Consider the following 16,242-nt stretch of genomic DNA (forward strand, 5'->3'; position numbering starts at 1 on the left):
GAGCTCTAGAGGGGCGTGACGTACGCGCCCGAGATGCCACCGTCGACGAGGAAGTCGGTGGCGTTGATGAAGGAAGAGTCGTCGCTGGCGAGGAAGGCGACGGCGGCGGCGATCTCGGTGGGCTCGGCGAACCGGCCCAGCGGGATGTGCACGAGGCGGCGGGCGGCGCGCTCGGGGTCCTTGGCGAACAGTTCCTGGAGCAGCGGGGTGTTGACGGGCCCCGGGCACAGGGCGTTGACGCGGATGCCCTCGCGGGCGAACTGGACGCCGAGCTCGCGCGACATGGCGAGGACGCCGCCCTTGGAAGCCGTGTAGGAGATCTGGGAGGTGGCGGCGCCCATGATGGCGACGAAGGAGGCGGTGTTGATGATGGAGCCGCGGCCCTGGCGCTGCATGTAGGGCAGTGCGGCCTTGCAGCAGAGGTAGACGGAGGTGAGGTTGACGTCCTGGACGCGGCGCCAGGCGTCGAGCTCGGTGGTGAGGATGGAGTCGTCGTCCGGGGGCGAGATGCCCGCGTTGTTGAAGGCGATGTCGACGGAGCCGTAGGTGTCGAAGGCGGTCTTGAAGAGGGCCTCGACGTCTTCCTTGTCGGTGACGTCGACCTTCACGAAGAGGCCTCCGACCTCCTCGGCGGCGGCCTTGCCGGCCGTCTCGTCGATGTCCGCGCAGACGACGTTGGCGCCTTCGGAGGCCAGTCGGCGGGCGGTGGCGAGGCCGATGCCGCTGCCGGCTCCCGTGATGACGGCGGTGCGGCCGACGAGGCGGCGGCAGATGATCGCGTTGGGCTCTACGGACATGGGGTCAGGCCTCCGTGCTGATGAAGACGTTCTTGGTCTCGGTGAAAGCGGTGAGGGCGTCGGGTCCGAGCTCACGGCCGAGCCCGGACTGCTTGTAGCCGCCGAAGGGGGTCCAGTAGCGGACGCTGCTGTGGGAGTTGACGGACAGGTTGCCGGCGGCGACGGCCCGCGAGACGCGCAGCGCGCGGCCGATGTCCCGGGTCCACAGGGAACCGGAGAGGCCGTATGCGGTGGCGTTGGCCAGGCGTACGGCGTCCTCCTCGTCCTCGAAGGGCAGGACGACGGCGACGGGCCCGAAGACCTCCTCGACGGCGACGGGCGCGGCGGGGTCGACATCGGTGACGAGGGTCGGCGGGTACCAGAAGCCGGGGCCTTCGGGGGCGGTGCCGCGGACCGCGGTGAGGTCGTCGGTGACGAAGGACCGGACTCGGTCCAGCTGGGACCGGGAGATCAGCGGGCCCATCTGCGTCTTCTCGTCGAGCGGGTCGCCGACGGCGACGTCCGCGATGCGGGGGGCGACGAGGTCGAGGAAGCGGTCGTACGCGGAGCGCTGGACGAGGATGCGGGTGCGGGCGCAGCAGTCCTGGCCGGTGTTGTCGAGGAAGGACATGGGGGCGGCGGCCGCGGCGGCCTCCAGGTCGGCGTCGGCGAAGACGATGTTGGGGCTCTTGCCGCCGAGTTCGAGGGTGACGCGCTTCACCCGTTCGGCGCACTTGGCCATGATCTGCTTGCCGACCCGGGTGGAGCCGGTGAAGACGATCTTCGCGACGCCGGGGTGTTCGACGAGGGCGTCGCCCGCGGTGTCGCCGCGGCCGGGGAGCACCTGGAAGAGGTGCTCGGGGATCCCGGCCTCAAGGGCGAGTTCGGCGAGGCGCAGCGCGGTCAGGGGGGTGGTCTCGGCGGGCTTGAGGATGACGGCGTTGCCTGCGGCGAGGGCCGGGGCCAGGCCCCAGGCGGCGATCGGCAGGGGGAAGTTCCACGGGGCGATCACGCCGATGACGCCGAGGGGTTCGAGGAAGGTGACGTCGATGCCGCCGGCGACGGGGATCTGACGGCCGGAGAGCCGTTCCACGCCCCCGGCGGCGAAGTCGAGGAGGTCGCGTACGTTGCCGGCTTCCCAGCGGGCGTTGCCGATTGTGTGGCCGGCTTCGCGGACCTCCAGCTGCGCCAGTTCCTCGACGTGTGCGTCGACGACCGCGGCGAAGCGGCGCAGCAGGCGGGCCCGGTCGGCGGGGGCGGCCGCCGCCCAGGCGCGCTGGGCCGCGGCGGCCCGGGCGACGGCGGCGTCGACGTCGTCCCGTGTGGCGGCCGGGACGACGGCGACGAGTTCCTCGGTGGCCGGATTGAGCACTCTCAGATCGAAGGGGGCCAGCGCATCGGACACGTGGTGCCTCACAGTTTCGGTTCGGTGGCGTGGATGACTACAGGCGTTCGAAGGAGCGGCGAAGCTCCCAGTCGGTCACCGCGGAGTCGTAGGCGTCGAGTTCCACGCGGGCCATGTTCCGGTAGTGGGCGACGACCTCGGGGCCGAACGCGGCCTTGGCGATCTCGCTGTTCTCCCAGAGTTCGGCGGCCTCGCGCAGGGTCGCGGGGACGTGGGCGTAGTCGCCGGTGTAGGCGTTGCCGGTGCAGATCGGGGGCAGTTCCAGGCGGTTCTCGATGCCGTAGAGGCCGGCCGCGACCAGGCCGGCGACGGCGAGGTAGGGGTTGACGTCGCCGCCGGGGAGGCGGTTCTCGAAGCGCATGGAGCGGCCGTGGCCGACGACGCGCAGGGCGCAGGTGCGGTTGTCGAGGCCCCAGGCGACGGCGGTCGGCGCGAAGGATCCGGGCCGGAAACGCTTGTACGAGTTGATGTTCGGGGCGTAGAGAAGGGAGAAGTCGCGCAACGCGGCGAGCTGGCCGGCCAGGAAGTGGCGCATCACCGGTGACATACCGTGTTCCTCGTGGCCCTCTCCGGCCATCGCGTTGCGTCCGTCGGCGTCGGTGAGGGAGAGGTGGATATGACAGGAGTTGCCCTCGCGCTCGTCGTACTTGGCCATGAAGGTGAGCGAGACGCCTTCCTGTGCGGCGATCTCCTTGGCGCCGGTCTTGTAGACGGAGTGCTGGTCGCAGGTGGTGAGCGCCTCGTCGTAGCGGAAGGCGATCTCGTGCTGGCCGAGGTTGCACTCGCCCTTGGCCGACTCGACGGTCAGACCGGCGGCCTGCATCTCGTTGCGGATCCGGCGCAGCAGGGGTTCGACACGGCCGGTCCCGAGGACCGAGTAGTCGATGTTGTACTGGTTGGCGGGGGTCAGGCCGCGGTAGTTGGCGTTCCAGGCCTGCTCGTAGGTGTCCTGGAAGACCATGAACTCCAGCTCGGTGCCGACCATCGCGGTGTATCCGTGCTCGGCGAGGCGTTCCAGCTGGCGGCGCAGGATCTGGCGGGGGGCGGCCACGACGGGGGTGCCGTCGTTCCAGGCGAGGTCGGCCAGGATGAAGGCGCTGCCGGGGTTCCAGGGGATGCGGCGCAGGGTGGCGGGGTCGGGATGCATGGCGAAGTCGCCGTAGCCCCGCTCCCAGGAGGACATCTCGTAGCCGTCGACGGTGTTCATGTCGGTGTCGACGGCCAGCAGGTAGTTGCAGCCCTCGGTGCCGTGCGCGAGGACCTCGTCCAGGAAGAACTGTGCGGCGAACCGCTTGCCCTGGAGCCGCCCCTGCATGTCGGGGAAGGCCAGGACCACGGTGTCGATCTCACCGCTGGCGACGAGGGCACGGAGCTCCTCGGGCGCGAGCGGCGGCTTGCGGTCTACCACGGGAATCTCTCCTTCGGTGAGCCGAGGAGGCCTAAGGTATTGAATAGAACCATTGCTTGGGAAGGGGAGGGACCGAGATGACCGATACGGCGAGCGAGGGCGACGCCGCCCGGCGCCTGAACCCGGTGCTGCGCCAGGTGCGGGCGGGCAACGGCTTCGAGGAGGCGCTGCAGCAGATCCTCCAGGTGGTCCGCCTGGGCCTGGTGCCCGGCGGCGAAAGGCTGCCGCCCGAGCGCGAGCTGGCCGAGCGGATGGGGATCAGCCGGGTCACCCTGCGCGAGGTCCTGAAGGTACTTCAGGACCAGGGCCTGGTGGAGGCGCGGCGCGGCCGGTACGGCGGAACGTTCGTGCTGCCCCGTCCCGACACCCCGGCCGGCGGCACGGAGGAGGAGCTGCGCAGGCGGGTGGCGGGCGTGGACATCGAGGACGTGCTGCGCTTCCGCGAGGTCCTGGAGGTGGGGGCGGCCGGGCTGTGCGCCTCCCAGGGGCTGACCGAAGAGGGCACCGAACGGCTGCTCGCGGCCCTGGACGCCACCCACGACGCCCCGCTGGCGGACTACCGCAGGCAAGACACGCTCTTCCACCTCGCGCTGTGCGAGCTCGCCGGGTCGGCCACCCTGACGGCCCAGTACGCGGCCGTCCGTGCCACGGTCAACGACCTGCTCGACTGCATCCCGCTGCTGGTGCGCAACCTGGAGCACTCCCAGCAGCAGCACAGCGCGCTGGTGGAGTCGGTATTGGAGGGGGATGCGGCTCGGGCCCGCGCGACCATGCGCGAGCACTGCTGCGGCACGGCCGCACTGCTGCGCGGCTTCCTCGCCTGAGCCGGCCGGGGGGCGGGGATCTCGGGGCGCCCGAGAGGCTTTCGTAACTTCTGTTTTACGCAGAGGTCTTGCGCGCTCCGCTCCACTAGGACAAAGGTACGCCCCACAACCATTGCCCTGAGGCAGGAGCGCACGATGGCCGACGACACCGAGGCACGGCTGGCAGCCGTACCCGCACCCACCACGTCACCCGCCGGCGGCGACGGCCCGGACGACTACCTGGAGCGCCGCACGCTGCGCCGCGGCAGTGCCGGGTGGCTGCTCCTGACCGGCCTCGGCGTCGCCTACGTCGTCTCCGGGGACTTCTCCGGCTGGAACGTCGGGCTCGACAAGGGCGGCTTCGGCGGTCTCGCCATCGCCACCGTCCTGATGGGCGCCATGTACGCCTGCCTGGTCTTCTCCCTCGCCGAGCTGTCGACGATCCTGCCGACGGCGGGCGGCGGCTACGGCTTCGCCCGCCGCGCGCTGGGCCCCTGGGGCGGCTTCCTGACCGGCACCGCCATCCTCATCGAATACATCCTGGCCCCCGCGGCGATCGTCATCTTCATCGGCGACTACGTGGAGTCCCTCGGCCTCTTCGGCCTCACCTCCAGCTGGCCCGTCTACCTCGGCTGCTTCGTGATCTTCATCGGCGTGCACCTGTGGGGCGTCGGCGAGGCGCTCCGCTTCAGCCTCGTCGTGACCGCCGTCGCCGTCGCCGCACTGCTGATCTTCGCGGTCGGCGCCTTCACGGAGTTCAGCGCGGACGGCCTCAACGACATCCCGGTCGACCCGACCGCCTTCGGCTCGAACTCCTGGCTGCCGCTGGGCGTGCTCGGCATCTGGGCCGCCTTCCCCTTCGGCATGTGGTTCTTCCTCGGCGTGGAAGGCGTACCGCTGGCGGCCGAGGAGGCGAAGGACCCGGTCCGTTCCATGCCGAAGGCGCTGTCCATCTCCATGGGCATCCTCGCCCTGCTGGCCCTGATCACCTTCTTCGCGGCGACCGGCGCGCAGGGCGCAGACGCCGTCAAGACGGCCGGCAATCCGCTGGTGGTCGCCCTGGAAGGGGACGGCGGCCCGACCGCACTGAGCCGTTTCGTGAACTACGCGGGTCTGGCGGGCCTGGTGGCCTCCTTCTTCTCGCTGATCTACGCGGGATCGCGCCAGCTCTTCGCCCTCTCCCGGGCCGGCTACCTGCCCCGCTTCCTGTCCCTGACCTCCAAGCGCAAGGCCCCGTACCTCGGCCTGGTCATCCCCGGCGCGATCGGCTTCGCCCTGGCCGCGGCCACCGGCAACGGCGCCCGCATGCTCAACATCGCGGTCTTCGGCGCGACCATCTCCTACGCCCTGATGGCGCTCTCGCACATCGTGCTGCGCCGCCGGGAGCCGCAGCTGGCGCGTCCGTACCGCACCCCGGGCGGCATCCTGACCTCCTCGGTGGCCTTCGCGCTCGCCCTGTCGGCCCTGGTCGCGACCTTCCTGGTGGACAAGGACGCGGCCTTCATCGCCCTGGCCGTGTACGCCGTCGCCCTGGCCTACTTCGCCTTCCACAGCCGCCACCACCTGGTGGCCTCGGCCCCCGAGGAGGAGTTCGCGGCCCTCGCGGAAGCCGAGGCGGAGCTGGCCCGCGACTGAGATCCTGTCCTGTCCCGTCCTGTCCTGTCGTCCGCCGTCCCGTTCACGGAGGTAGAGAACGTGCCCAGGCCGCTCATCGGCATCACCACCTACGTCGAGGAATCCACCCGCTACGGGGTGTGGGACCTGCCTACGTCCCTCGTACCGGCCGGGTACTACGCACTCGTCCAGGCGGCGGGCGGCGCGGCCGTACTGCTGCCCCCGGACGAACCCGGTGCGGCGGCGGAGGTGTTGAGCCGGGTGGACGGCCTCGTGGTCGCGGGCGGCCCGGACCTGGACCCGGTCCACTACGGCGCCGCACGCGACCCCCGTACGGGCCCGCCCGCGACGGTCCGCGACCACTGGGAGCTGGCCCTGATCAACGCGGCGCTGGAGGCGGACGTGCCCGTGCTCGGCATCTGCCGGGGGATGCAGGCGCTGAACGTGGCCCTGGGCGGCACGCTGGTCCAGCACATCGACGGCCACGTCGACACCCCGGACGTCACCTCCTGGCACCCGGTGCGCCCCGTCCCGGGCACCCGGTACGCCGAGCTGGTCCCGGAGGAGGCGCAGGTACCGACCTACCACCATCAGGCGGTCGAGCGCCTGGGGCGCGGCCTGGTCGTCTCGGCGCACGCGCTCGACGGGACGGTGGAGGCGATCGAGCTGCCCGACCCGGCGCGCTGGGCGCTGGGCGTGCAGTGGCACCCGGAGCGTGACAAGGACACGCGGGTGATGTCCTCGCTGATCGAGGCGGCCGCGGCGCACCGCGGGGTTCCGGTGGCCTGACCGGCGTACGGCGACGGCCGCCCCGCCCCCGCAACCGCGCGGGGCGGGGCGGCCGAGGTCCGCCCGGACAGCGCCGCCCCCGAGCCCGCATGGCCCCGGAACCCTCACATGTGCACGCTGGAGGGAGGGGGACGGAGTCACACGGCACGGCCGCCGCCCTGCTGTCCGACAGATCACAGTGACGGACGGGACGCCGCCTCCTACGATGCGTGATCGATACACCGATCTCTGCTCGTTCCCACCCGCCCGAGGAGACAGACCCGTGACCACCGGCGACGCCCTGCCCGAGAGCTACTACGAGCGGACGGGCGGCCACCGCTACAAGCCCACCGCCCACGCGGGCGGTGCGTGGAACACCGGCGAGCAGCACTTCAGCCCGCTCGCCGGCCTCGTGGTGCACGCGATCGACGGACACCTGGCGGGGCGGCCCGCACCGTCGGCACTCGCGCGGATCAGCTACGACATCCTCGGCCGTATCGCCCTCGACGAGTGCGAGATCACCGTCGAGACCCTGCGCCCGGGCCGCACCATCGAGCTGCTGGAGGCGACCGTGGCCATCGGCGGCCGGCCGGTGGTCCGCGCCCGCGCCTGGCTGCTGGCGACCCTGGACTCCTCCTCGGTGGCCGACAGCCCGCACGAGCCCCTCCCCGCTCCCGGGGAACTCGACGTCTGGGCCATGGACGAGGAATGGGACGGCGGCTTCGTCTCCTCCATCGAGGTCCGCCGGACGCCGCCCTCCCGCCGCGGCCGCACGGCGGCCTGGGTGTCCTCGCCGCTCACCCTGGTCGCGGGCGAGCCCAGCAGCGCCCTCGCCTCGTACGTCGCCCTGGTGGACACCGCGAACGGCGTCGCGGTCCAGCAGGACCCCACCGCGTGGATGTTCCCGAACCTCGACCTGACGATCCACCTGCACCGACAGCCGCGCGGCCCATGGACCGGCCTGGACACCACCGTCACCTTCGGCCCGTCGGGTCAGGGGCTCACCAGCAGCGTCCTGCACGATCTCGACGGCCCGGTCGGCCACGCCGAACAGATCCTCACGGTCCGTCCGCTGCCCTAGGGTCCGTCCGATGCCCTGGGGTCCGTCCGCCGGCCCGGCCCCTGGGCGGTGCCCCGGGTCAGGGACAGCAGGTCCCGGGCCGGGCCCGCCGGGCGAGCGCCCGCGGGCCACACCGCCCGCAGGGCCCGACCCAGCCCGGCGCCCGTCACCGGCACCGCCACCAGCCTGCGCGCCGCCAGCTCGTCCACCACGGCGAGCTCCGACAGCACGCACGGCCCGGCGCCGCCCAGCGCGGCCGCCTTCACCGCCGTCGTCGACGCCAGCTCCAGCAGCGGCGCGGCCAGCCCGCCGTGCCCGGCGAGCGCCGCGTCCAGCACCTGCCGCGTCCCCGATCCCCGCTCCCGCAGGATCAGCGGCGTCGCGGCGAGTTCCGCCGCCTCCACGCCCCGCGCGCGCCGCGCCCACGGGTGCGCCGACGCCACCGCCACGACCAGCCGGTCCTGCGCGATCACCGCCGAGTCCAGGCCCTCGGGCACCGTCAGCCCCTCCACGAAGCCGAGGTCGGCCTCGTGCGCGAGGACCCGCTGCACGACCAGCGCCGAGTTGCCCGCGTGCAGTGACACCGCCGTGTCCGGACGCTGACCGCGCAGCGCGATCAGCCACCCGGGCAACAGGTACTCCGCGATCGTCATGCTGGCCGCCACCCGCAGCCGCGAGTCCCGCCGCCCCCGCAGTGCCTGTGCGCCGGCGTCGAAGGCCTCGGCCGCCTCCACCACCCGCCGGGCCCAGTCCGTGACCAGCGCGCCTTCGGCCGTCAGCGTCGAGCCACGCGGGGAGCGGTCCACCAGGGCGACGCCCAGCCGGGTCTCCATTGCCCGGATCCGGCTGCTCGCCGCGGGCTGGGTGATGCCCAGCCGCCGGGCCGCGCCGCTCAGGCTGCCCATCCGGGCCACCGCGAGCAGCAGCTCCAGTGCACCCAGGTCCGGTACGCGGTGTGCCAGCGGAATCATGTTCTCCTCACCCATAACATCAGTTTATGGCCTTATAGAGAGGTGATCCCTGCCGCGCGTCCCGCCCCGGCGTGACGCTGGACCCATGGCCACCACCCTCGTGCGACCCCGCTCCCTCACCGAGCCCGCGCCCGCCGCCCACAAGGCACCTGCGCTGCGCCACCTCGGCCCCAACTGGTACGCCTCCGTCATGGGCACCGCGATGGTCGCCAACGCCGGTGCGACCCTCCCGTACCAGCTGCCCGGCCAGCGCGTGGCCTGCCAGCTCGTCTGGGCACTCTCCGCGGCCGCCCTCGCCGTCCTGCTGGTCGCCCGTGCCGGGCACTGGCTGCACCACCGCGACCAGGCCCGCGCCCACCTGCTCGACCCCGCCGTGGCCCCCTTCTACGGCTGCCTGTCCATGGCGCTGCTGGCCGTCGGCGGCGGCACCCTCATCGTCGGCAGGGACCTCGTCGGAACCGGCGCCGCCGTGGCCGCGGACACCGTGCTGTTCACCGCGGGCACGGCGATCGGCCTGGTCGCGGCTGTGGCCGTGCCCTACCTGATGGTGGTGCGCCACAAGGTCGAACCGGGGCAGGCGAGCCCGGTGTGGCTGCTCCCCCTCGTCGCCCCCATGGTCTCGGCCGCCCTCGGCCCGCTGCTGATCCCCCACCTGCCCGCCGGCCAGCCCCGCGAGGCCATGCTGCTCGCCTGCTACGCCATGTTCGGCACCAGCCTGCTCGCCACCCTGCTCGTGCTCCCCCTCATCTTCGGCCGGCTGGTCGTGGGCGGTCCCCTCCCCCTGGCCCTCACCCCCACCCTGTTCCTGGTCCTCGGTCCGCTCGGACAGTCCACCACCGCCGTGAACCAGCTCGCCGACATGGCCCCCGGGGCCGTCGGCGCCCCCTACGCCGACGCCCTCGCCGGCTTCGCGGTCGTCTACGGGGTGCCCGTGATGGGATTCGCCCTGCTCTGGCTGGCACTCGCCGGGTGCATGCTGGTGCGGGCGGCCCGGGGCGGCATGGGCTTCGCGATGACCTGGTGGGCGCTGACCTTCCCCGTGGGCACCTGTGTCACCGGCGCCGCCGGCCTGGCCCGCCACACCGGGCTCACCGCCCTCGGCTGGCTGGCCGCGGCACTCTTCCTCGCCCTGCTGACGGCCTGGCTCCTCGCCGCCGCCCACACCCTCCGGGGCCTGTTCACGGGCCGGCTGCTCGCCGGCTGACCGCCCCCTTGCGGGGGGGGGACAGGCGGATCCGGGCGCGGTCCCGTCCTGGCCGAGATCGCCGTCACTCGCCGAGCCGGGGAGGCACTCCGCCGTGGCACCACCGCACCGGCACCGTCCCGCCCCGGCAACCGGCCACTCCGAGAGGAACCGAAGAGCGAGCCGAACCGCTCAGCGCGCGGCGGCCAGCGCGGCGGCCAGTACCGTCGGCGCGTCGGCCAGCGAGGGCCCGTACCAGGTCAGGTGCCTGCCGTCGACCAGGGCCGCCGGGAGGCCGGGGAAGGCCTCCGGGCCGTCCGCGGCCGTGAAGCGGTACGGCTCGTCCGGCAGCACCACCAGATCGCAGCCGGCCGCGGCCAGCTCCTCCACCGGGATCTTCGGGTACCGCTCCGCGTGCCCGGCGTAGACGTTGCGCACCCCGAGCCGTGCCAGCAGGTCGCCCGCGAAGGTGTCCCGGCCGAGCACCATCCACGGCCGCCGCCACACCGGTACGAAGGCCGTGAGCTCTCCCACCGGTTCCACGCGGGCCCACGCCGCCTCCGCGTCCGCCAGCCACGCCGGTCTCGGCAGTCCCAGCGCGCCCACCAGCACCCGGTCCAACTCCCGCAGCGCCTGGGGGAGGTCGCGGATCTCGGTGACGAGCACCTCCACGCCGGCGGCCCTCAGCGCGGCGAGGTCCGGTGCCCGGTTCTCCTCCTCGTTGGCGATCACCAGGTCCGGGCGGAGCTCCGCGATCCTGCGCACATCGGGGTTCTTCGTCCCCCCGATCCGCTCCACCGTCCCGAGGCCGCCGGGGTGCGTGCACCAGTCGGTGACCCCGACGAGCCGCCCGGGCGCGCTCACGGCCACCGCCTCGCTCAGCGACGGCACCAGCGACACGACGCGCCGCACGCCGGGGCTCACCGGCCGGGAGACGGGGGCTCGGACGTCGCGTGGATGTGCTCCCCCACGGCGACGACCAGGATCCGGGTGTCCTCGGTGACGGCCCGCCAGCGGTGGCGCACACCGCCGGACAGGAACAACGCGTCCCCGCTCTCCAGCCGGTACGCCCGCCCTTCGGCCTCCACCTGGCAAGCACCCTCGACCACGTACATCAGCTCGTCGTTGCGGTGCTGGTACTCGCGCCCGGCGTCCTGGTCCCCGGTGAACTCCATGGCGTGCAGCTGGTGATGCCCGCGTACGAGGGGCCGTACCCCCGGGACCGGGGTGAGCCCGGACTCGTCCCCGGCCCGTACGAGATCCACGGTGCGCGCGGTGTCGGAGGCGGCGAGCAGCTCCACGGCCGTGGTCTCCAGCGCGTCGGCGACACGCTCCAGGGACCGCATGCTGGGCCGGGCGCGCTCGTTCTCTATCTGACTCAGGAAGGGCACCGACAGGCCGCTTCGCGCCGACACGGCGGCCAGCGTGAGGTGGAGCGCGCGGCGGCGCTTGCGCACGGCCACACCCACCCGCAGCGGTTCCTTGCCGTCCTTGTCCTTGCTCTTGTCGTCCCTGTCGTCCAGCGTGCCGCTCGGGCCGTCCGTGCCGTCCCTGTCGTTCATGTCGGGGCTGCCCTCCCCATGTCCGTCGCACATCGGTGTGCTGTAAGCACCTTACGCAGCAACCGGCTCCGGTTTCGCCCGCACGGACCTTCTCGTACTCGTCCGCTCACCGTGCGTGGCGCCTCGGGGTGGGCCGGGAGCCCGCCGGAGCGTCCCGGCCGCCGCCCCTGCGGCCGGGACGGCGGCGAAGCCGCTTGCGGCATCATCGTTCCCGTGACGACACGACGCCTGATGCTCCTGGACACCGCCTCCCTCTACTACCGCGCCTACTTCGGCGTACCGGACTCCGTGAAGGCCCCCGACGGCACCCCGGTCAACGCCGTGCGCGGGCTCCTCGACTTCATCGCCCGGCTGGTCCAGGACCACCGGCCGGACGACCTGGTGGCGTGCATGGACGCGGACTGGCGGCCGCACTGGCGGGTGGAGCTGATCCCCTCGTACAAAGCCCACCGCGTCGCCGTCGAGACCGCGACGGGCCCCGACGTGGAGGAGACTCCGGACACGCTCGCCCCGCAGGTGCCGATCATCGAAGCGGCGCTGGACGCCTTCGGCATCGCCCGGGTCGGCGTCGCCGGGTACGAGGCGGACGACGTGATCGGGACGCTCACCGCCCGCGCGACGGGACCGGTCGACATCGTCACGGGCGACCGGGACCTGTACCAGCTCGTGGACGACGCCCGGCAGCGGCGGGTGCTGTACCCGCTCAAGGGAGTGGGCACCCTACAGCTGACGGACGAGGCGTGGCTGCGGGAGAAGTACGGGGTGGACGGCCCCGGTTACGCGGACCTCGCCCTGCTGCGCGGCGACCCGAGCGACGGTCTGCCCGGCGTCCCCGGCATCGGCGAGAAGACGGCGGCGAAACTGCTCGACGCCTACGGCGACCTGGCCGGGATCATCGCGGCGGTCGACGACCCGAAGTCGAAGCTGACGCCCGCCCAGCGCAGGCGGCTGGACGAGTCCCGGCCGTACCTGGCGGTGGCACCGAAGGTGGTCAAGGTGGCCTCCGACGTGCCGCTTCCGCAGTTCGACGCCGCACTTCCGGCCGTCCCGGCGCAGCCCGAGCTGGTCGACGCACTAGCCCATCGGTGGGGATTGGGCGGTGCTGTGTCCCGCCTGGGCGGCGCCCTGCGCCGCTGAGGTGCTAACTTAGGTAAGGCTAAGTTTCATGGGAGTCAGGGGAGTCACCGTGGCAGAAGGACGCGGCCGCACCGTCGGCACCGCCGTTGTCGTACGCACCGAGCGGCTTTCGCCGCACATGGTGCGGATCGTGCTGGGCGGTGAGGGGCTGGCCGACTTCGGTGCGGGCGAGTACACCGACCACTACGTGAAACTCCTTTTCGCTCCCGAGGGTGTCACTTACCCCGCGCCCTGGGACCTGGAACGCATCCGCGGCGACTTTCCGCGGGCCCAGTGGCCGCGCCAGCGCGCCTACACCGTGCGCAACTGGGACCCGGCGCACCTGGAGCTGACGCTCGACTTCGTCGTCCACGGCGACGAGGGCCTGGCCGGCCCCTGGGCGGCTCGGGCCCAGCCGGGCGAGCTCGTGCGCTTCCTCGGCCCCGGCGGCGCCTACGCCCCGGACCCGGCGGCCGGCTGGCACCTCCTGATCGGCGACGAGAGCGCGCTGCCGGCGATCGCCGCGGCGATGGAGCGGATGCCCGCGGGCGCGGACGTCCGCGCCTTCGTGGAGATCGACGGCCCGCAGGACGAGCTGAAGGTGGCCACCCCCGACGGCATCACCCCGGTCTGGCTCCACCGCGGTAACCGCCCGGTCGGCGAGGCCCTGGTCGAGGCCGTCCAGGCGCTGGAGTTCCCCTCCCCGGACGTCCACGCCTTCGTCCACGGCGAGGCCGGCTTCGTCAAGGACCTGCGCCGCCACCTCCGCCTGGAGCGCGGCATCGCACGCGAACGCCTGTCGATCTCGGGCTACTGGCGCCTGGGCGAGACGGACGAGGGCTGGCGCGCGATCAAGCGCGACTGGAACGCCACGGTCGAAGCCGAACAGGAACACCGCGCGGCGGCCTGACCCTCTCCGGGGCGGAGTCCGGGGTGCGGGGCGCGAGGCAGCCTCCTCGCAGCGGAGCCCCACCCCGCCCTCTCCCCCGGAGCCGCGGCGCGCGCGACGAGGCGTACCGCGGGAGAATGCTCGTATGCGTACGCTCCGCGCTCTCGGAGCGGCAGGGGCCGCGGCCCTCCTCACCGCCACGGCGGCCACGGCCGCACCGAGCCCGCCCCCCGCTCCCCGCCCTCAGCTCACGGACGCCGCCGTCGACGCGGCCGTCGCCCGCCTCGACGGCACGGTCACGGACCTGATGCGCCGCACCGGTGTCCCCGGCGTCGCGGTGGCCGTCGTCCACGACGACAAGGTCGTCCACCTCAAGGGCTTCGGCGTCCGCCGCACCGGCGAGAGCGCCACCGTCGGCCCCGACACCGTCTTCCAGCTCGCCTCGCTCTCCAAGCCCGTCTCCTCCACCGTCGTCGCCGGCGCCCTCGCCGACCCCGACGGGTGGGACCGCCACGCCTCCCTGCCCGGCTTCTCCCTGAAGGACCCCTGGGTGACCGGGCACGTCACCACCGCCGATCTGTTCTCCCACCGCAGCGGCCTGCCCGACCACGCCGGCGACCTCCTCGAAGACCTCGGCTACGACCAGTCGTACATCCTCGACCACCTGCGCCTGGAACCGCTCACCCCCTTCCGCGCGAGCTACGCCTACACCAACTTCGGCTTCACGGCCGCCGCCGAGGCGGTCGCCCGGGCCAAGGGCACCAGCTGGCAGAAGCTCGCCGACGACACCCTCTTCAAGCCCGCCGGCATGGGGGACACCAGCACCGAGTTCTCCGCCTTCGCCAACGCCCCCGACCGCGCCGCCACCCACGTCGAGGACCCCGACGGCACCTGGAGCCCCCGCTACGTACGCGACCCGGACGCCCAGGCCCCGGCCGGCGGTGTCAGCTCCACCGCCCGCGACATGTCCCGCTGGCTGCGGCTCCAGCTCGCCGACGGCACCCTGGACGGCAAGCGGATCATCCCCGCCGATGCGCTCGCCCGCACCCACGTGCCCGCGATCGTCTCGCATCCGCCCTCGACCCCCACCGCCCGCACCGGCTTCTACGGCCTCGGCTGGAACGTCTCGTACGACGACGCGGGACGACTGCGCCTGAGCCACTCCGGTGCCTTCGAACTCGGCGCGAACACCAACGTGACCATGCTCCCGCTGGAGCGGCTCGGCATCGTCGTCCTCACCAACGGCGCCCCCGTGGGCCTGGCCGACGCCGTCGCCCTGGACTTCTTCGACTTCGCCGAGCACGGCAAGGCCACCGCCGACTGGCTGGCGCTCGCCGGCTCCCTGTACGCGCAGATGGACGCCGCGGGCCGGTCCGCCACCGACTACGCCCACCCGCCCGCCGGTGCGAAGCCGGCCCGCGACAGCGCCGCGTACACCGGCACCTACGACAACCCGTACTACGGCAGGGCCACCGTGACGGCAGACGACGACGGCGCCCTCACCCTCGCCCTCGGCCCGAAGCCCCTGCGGTTCCCGCTGACCCACTACGACGGCGACACCTTCAGCTTCGTGACCACGGGCGAGAACGCCGTCGGCCGTACCGGGGTGACCTTCGGCGACGGCACGCTCCGCGTCGAGTACCTCGACGCCAACCACCTGGGCACCTTCACCCGGCAGTAGCCGCATAGCCTGTCCTCCGATGAGACGCAGAACCCAGGCGCCCCCCTCGCCCCTTCCCCAGCAGGCCGGTATCGACCCGGTCAGGCTCCGGCTGCCGCCCGACCCGGACCGGAGCTGGCCGGACCTCGGCAGCTACCTCACCGCCCGCTACGCCGGCACCCGCGGCGCGGAGTCCATGGCGCGGCTGCTGGCCGCGGGCCGGGTACTGGGCGCCGACGGGCAGGTGCTGCGCGCCGGGGACCCGTACGAGCCCGGCCGCTACCTGTGGTTCCACCGCGACATGGAGGCGGAACCCAAGGTCCCGTTCGCGGTCGGCGTGGTCCACCGGGACGAGCACCTCCTCGTCGTGGACAAACCACACTTCCTGGCGACCACCCCGCGCGGCAGCCACATCACCGAGACCGCCCTGGCCAGGCTGCGCGAGGAGCTCGCCCTGCCCGACCTCAGCCCCGCGCACCGCCTGGACCGGCTCACCGCCGGTCTGGTGATGTTCAGCGTCCGCCCCGAGGACCGCGGCGCCTACCAGCTGCTCTTCCAGCGGCGCGAGGTCCACAAGGAGTACGAGGCCGTCGCGCCCCACGACCCGGCGCTCGCCTTCCCGCGCACCGTCCGCAGCCGCATCGAGAAGCTCCGCGGGGTGATCGCGGCGACCGAGGTACCCGGCCCGCCCAACGCCGAGAGCCTCATCGAGCTCGTCGACGTCCGCGGCGCCCTGGGCCGCTACCGGCTCACCCCGCACACCGGCCGCACCCACCAGCTGCGGGTGCACATGAACAGCCTGGGCCTGCCCATCCTGGGCGATCCGGTGTACCCGGAGGTGACCGACCCGGCTCCGGACGACTACCGCCGACCCCTTCAACTCCTGGCCCGGGTGCTGGCGTTCACCGACCCGGTGACCGGAGCCGCCCACCGCTTCGAGAGCACCCGCACCCTCCGGGCCTGGCACGACCACCCCGGCTGGGACACCGGCGGCTAGGGCATGCTGCCCAAGCCCACCGGCCCACAA

The 16,242-nt window shown here is 73.0% G+C and carries 15 protein-coding genes; 9 read left to right on the forward strand and 6 right to left on the reverse strand.

The features are described from left to right. Positions 1-5 precede the first annotated feature (5 nt). From ACFW2G_RS19695 to ACFW2G_RS19705, 3 genes are read right to left on the reverse strand one after another with little or no spacing between them, the layout of a single operon-like run. Positions 6-797, reverse strand: coding sequence for a 3-oxoacyl-ACP reductase (locus ACFW2G_RS19695; protein WP_037925877.1), 792 nt, complete (start codon positions 795-797; stop codon positions 6-8). A gap of 4 nt (positions 798-801) precedes the next feature. Then, entirely contained in the window at positions 802-2,181 is a 1,380-nt protein-coding gene (locus ACFW2G_RS19700; RefSeq protein WP_037925874.1) for an aldehyde dehydrogenase, read from the reverse strand. A gap of 37 nt (positions 2,182-2,218) precedes the next feature. Further along, positions 2,219-3,589 carry a glutamine synthetase family protein gene (locus ACFW2G_RS19705; RefSeq protein WP_384453470.1) on the reverse strand — a complete coding sequence of 457 codons (1,371 nt, stop codon included), beginning with the start codon at positions 3,587-3,589 and terminating at the stop codon, positions 2,219-2,221. Positions 3,590-3,666: 77 nt separating this feature from the next. On the opposite strand from ACFW2G_RS19705, the gene ACFW2G_RS19710 reads away from it, so the two are divergent. The 4 genes from ACFW2G_RS19710 (at position 3,667) to ACFW2G_RS19725 (ending at position 7,855) form a co-directional block, all read left to right on the forward strand. After that, on the forward strand, positions 3,667-4,413 hold the full coding sequence (locus ACFW2G_RS19710) for a FadR/GntR family transcriptional regulator (RefSeq protein ID WP_384453467.1): 747 nt from the start codon (positions 3,667-3,669) through the stop codon (positions 4,411-4,413). Positions 4,414-4,548: 135 nt separating this feature from the next. Beyond that, the gene (eat, locus tag ACFW2G_RS19715) at positions 4,549-6,027 is read left to right on the forward strand and encodes an ethanolamine permease (protein WP_037925863.1); all 1,479 of its coding nucleotides are present in this window, start codon (positions 4,549-4,551) and stop codon (positions 6,025-6,027) included. Positions 6,028-6,087: 60 nt separating this feature from the next. Continuing rightward, positions 6,088-6,795, forward strand: a complete 708-nt coding sequence (locus tag ACFW2G_RS19720; protein ID WP_037925860.1) for a gamma-glutamyl-gamma-aminobutyrate hydrolase family protein — start codon at positions 6,088-6,090, stop codon at positions 6,793-6,795. A 262-nt stretch (positions 6,796-7,057) separates the two neighbouring features. Further along, positions 7,058-7,855, forward strand: coding sequence for a thioesterase family protein (locus ACFW2G_RS19725; protein WP_384580488.1), 798 nt, complete (start codon positions 7,058-7,060; stop codon positions 7,853-7,855). Here the strand turns inward: ACFW2G_RS19725 and ACFW2G_RS19730 are convergent. Beyond that, on the reverse strand, positions 7,852-8,820 hold the full coding sequence (locus ACFW2G_RS19730; RefSeq protein WP_384453461.1) for a LysR family transcriptional regulator: 969 nt from the start codon (positions 8,818-8,820) through the stop codon (positions 7,852-7,854). The genes ACFW2G_RS19725 and ACFW2G_RS19730 overlap by 4 nt on opposite strands. 70 nt (positions 8,821-8,890) lie before the next feature. Here ACFW2G_RS19730 and ACFW2G_RS19735 point away from each other — a divergent pair, with 70 nt between their 5' ends. Then, positions 8,891-10,009, forward strand: a complete 1,119-nt coding sequence (locus tag ACFW2G_RS19735) for a TDT family transporter (RefSeq protein WP_384453458.1) — start codon at positions 8,891-8,893, stop codon at positions 10,007-10,009. Between the two features lie 171 nt (positions 10,010-10,180). Here ACFW2G_RS19735 and ACFW2G_RS19740 read toward each other — a convergent pair whose 3' ends face one another. After that, positions 10,181-10,900, reverse strand: coding sequence for a helical backbone metal receptor (locus tag ACFW2G_RS19740; RefSeq protein WP_384580490.1), 720 nt, complete (start codon positions 10,898-10,900; stop codon positions 10,181-10,183). A gap of 8 nt (positions 10,901-10,908) precedes the next feature. Then, positions 10,909-11,550, reverse strand: coding sequence for a helix-turn-helix domain-containing protein (locus ACFW2G_RS19745; protein WP_236647779.1), 642 nt, complete (start codon positions 11,548-11,550; stop codon positions 10,909-10,911). 231 nt (positions 11,551-11,781) lie between these two features. Between ACFW2G_RS19745 and ACFW2G_RS19750 the strand changes: the two genes are divergently transcribed. The 4 genes from ACFW2G_RS19750 (at position 11,782) to ACFW2G_RS19765 (ending at position 16,212) form a co-directional block, all read left to right on the forward strand. Further along, positions 11,782-12,687, forward strand: coding sequence for a 5'-3' exonuclease H3TH domain-containing protein (locus ACFW2G_RS19750; protein WP_384453497.1), 906 nt, complete (start codon positions 11,782-11,784; stop codon positions 12,685-12,687). 49 nt (positions 12,688-12,736) lie between these two features. After that, positions 12,737-13,576, forward strand: a complete 840-nt coding sequence (locus ACFW2G_RS19755) for a siderophore-interacting protein (RefSeq protein ID WP_384453452.1) — start codon at positions 12,737-12,739, stop codon at positions 13,574-13,576. Between the two features lie 124 nt (positions 13,577-13,700). Continuing rightward, positions 13,701-15,236 carry a serine hydrolase gene (locus ACFW2G_RS19760; protein WP_384580492.1) on the forward strand — a complete coding sequence of 512 codons (1,536 nt, stop codon included), beginning with the start codon at positions 13,701-13,703 and terminating at the stop codon, positions 15,234-15,236. 19 nt (positions 15,237-15,255) lie between these two features. Continuing rightward, positions 15,256-16,212: an RluA family pseudouridine synthase gene (locus tag ACFW2G_RS19765; RefSeq protein ID WP_384580494.1), complete on the forward strand. Its 957-nt coding sequence runs from the start codon at positions 15,256-15,258 to the stop codon at positions 16,210-16,212. Positions 16,213-16,242: the final 30 nt, after the last annotated feature.

The organism is Streptomyces sp. NPDC058880 (assembly GCF_042742535.1).
In the GTDB taxonomy this organism is placed as follows: Bacteria; Actinomycetota; Actinomycetes; order Streptomycetales; family Streptomycetaceae; genus Streptomyces.

Bases quoted from the DNA above. Each gene is read 5' to 3' on its own strand.
- ACFW2G_RS19765 (WP_384580494.1), top strand. From the start codon at position 15,256: ATGAGACGCAGAACCCAGGCGCCCCCCTCGCCCCTTCCCCAGCAGGCC.
- ACFW2G_RS19745 (WP_236647779.1), bottom strand. From the start codon at position 11,550: ATGAACGACAGGGACGGCACGGACGGCCCGAGCGGCACGCTGGACGAC.
- ACFW2G_RS19730 (WP_384453461.1), bottom strand. From the start codon at position 8,820: ATGGGTGAGGAGAACATGATTCCGCTGGCACACCGCGTACCGGACCTG.
- eat (WP_037925863.1), top strand. From the start codon at position 4,549: ATGGCCGACGACACCGAGGCACGGCTGGCAGCCGTACCCGCACCCACC.
- ACFW2G_RS19710 (WP_384453467.1), top strand. From the start codon at position 3,667: ATGACCGATACGGCGAGCGAGGGCGACGCCGCCCGGCGCCTGAACCCG.
- ACFW2G_RS19750 (WP_384453497.1), top strand. From the start codon at position 11,782: ATGCTCCTGGACACCGCCTCCCTCTACTACCGCGCCTACTTCGGCGTA.
- ACFW2G_RS19695 (WP_037925877.1), bottom strand. From the start codon at position 797: ATGTCCGTAGAGCCCAACGCGATCATCTGCCGCCGCCTCGTCGGCCGC.
- ACFW2G_RS19760 (WP_384580492.1), top strand. From the start codon at position 13,701: ATGCGTACGCTCCGCGCTCTCGGAGCGGCAGGGGCCGCGGCCCTCCTC.
- ACFW2G_RS19735 (WP_384453458.1), top strand. From the start codon at position 8,891: ATGGCCACCACCCTCGTGCGACCCCGCTCCCTCACCGAGCCCGCGCCC.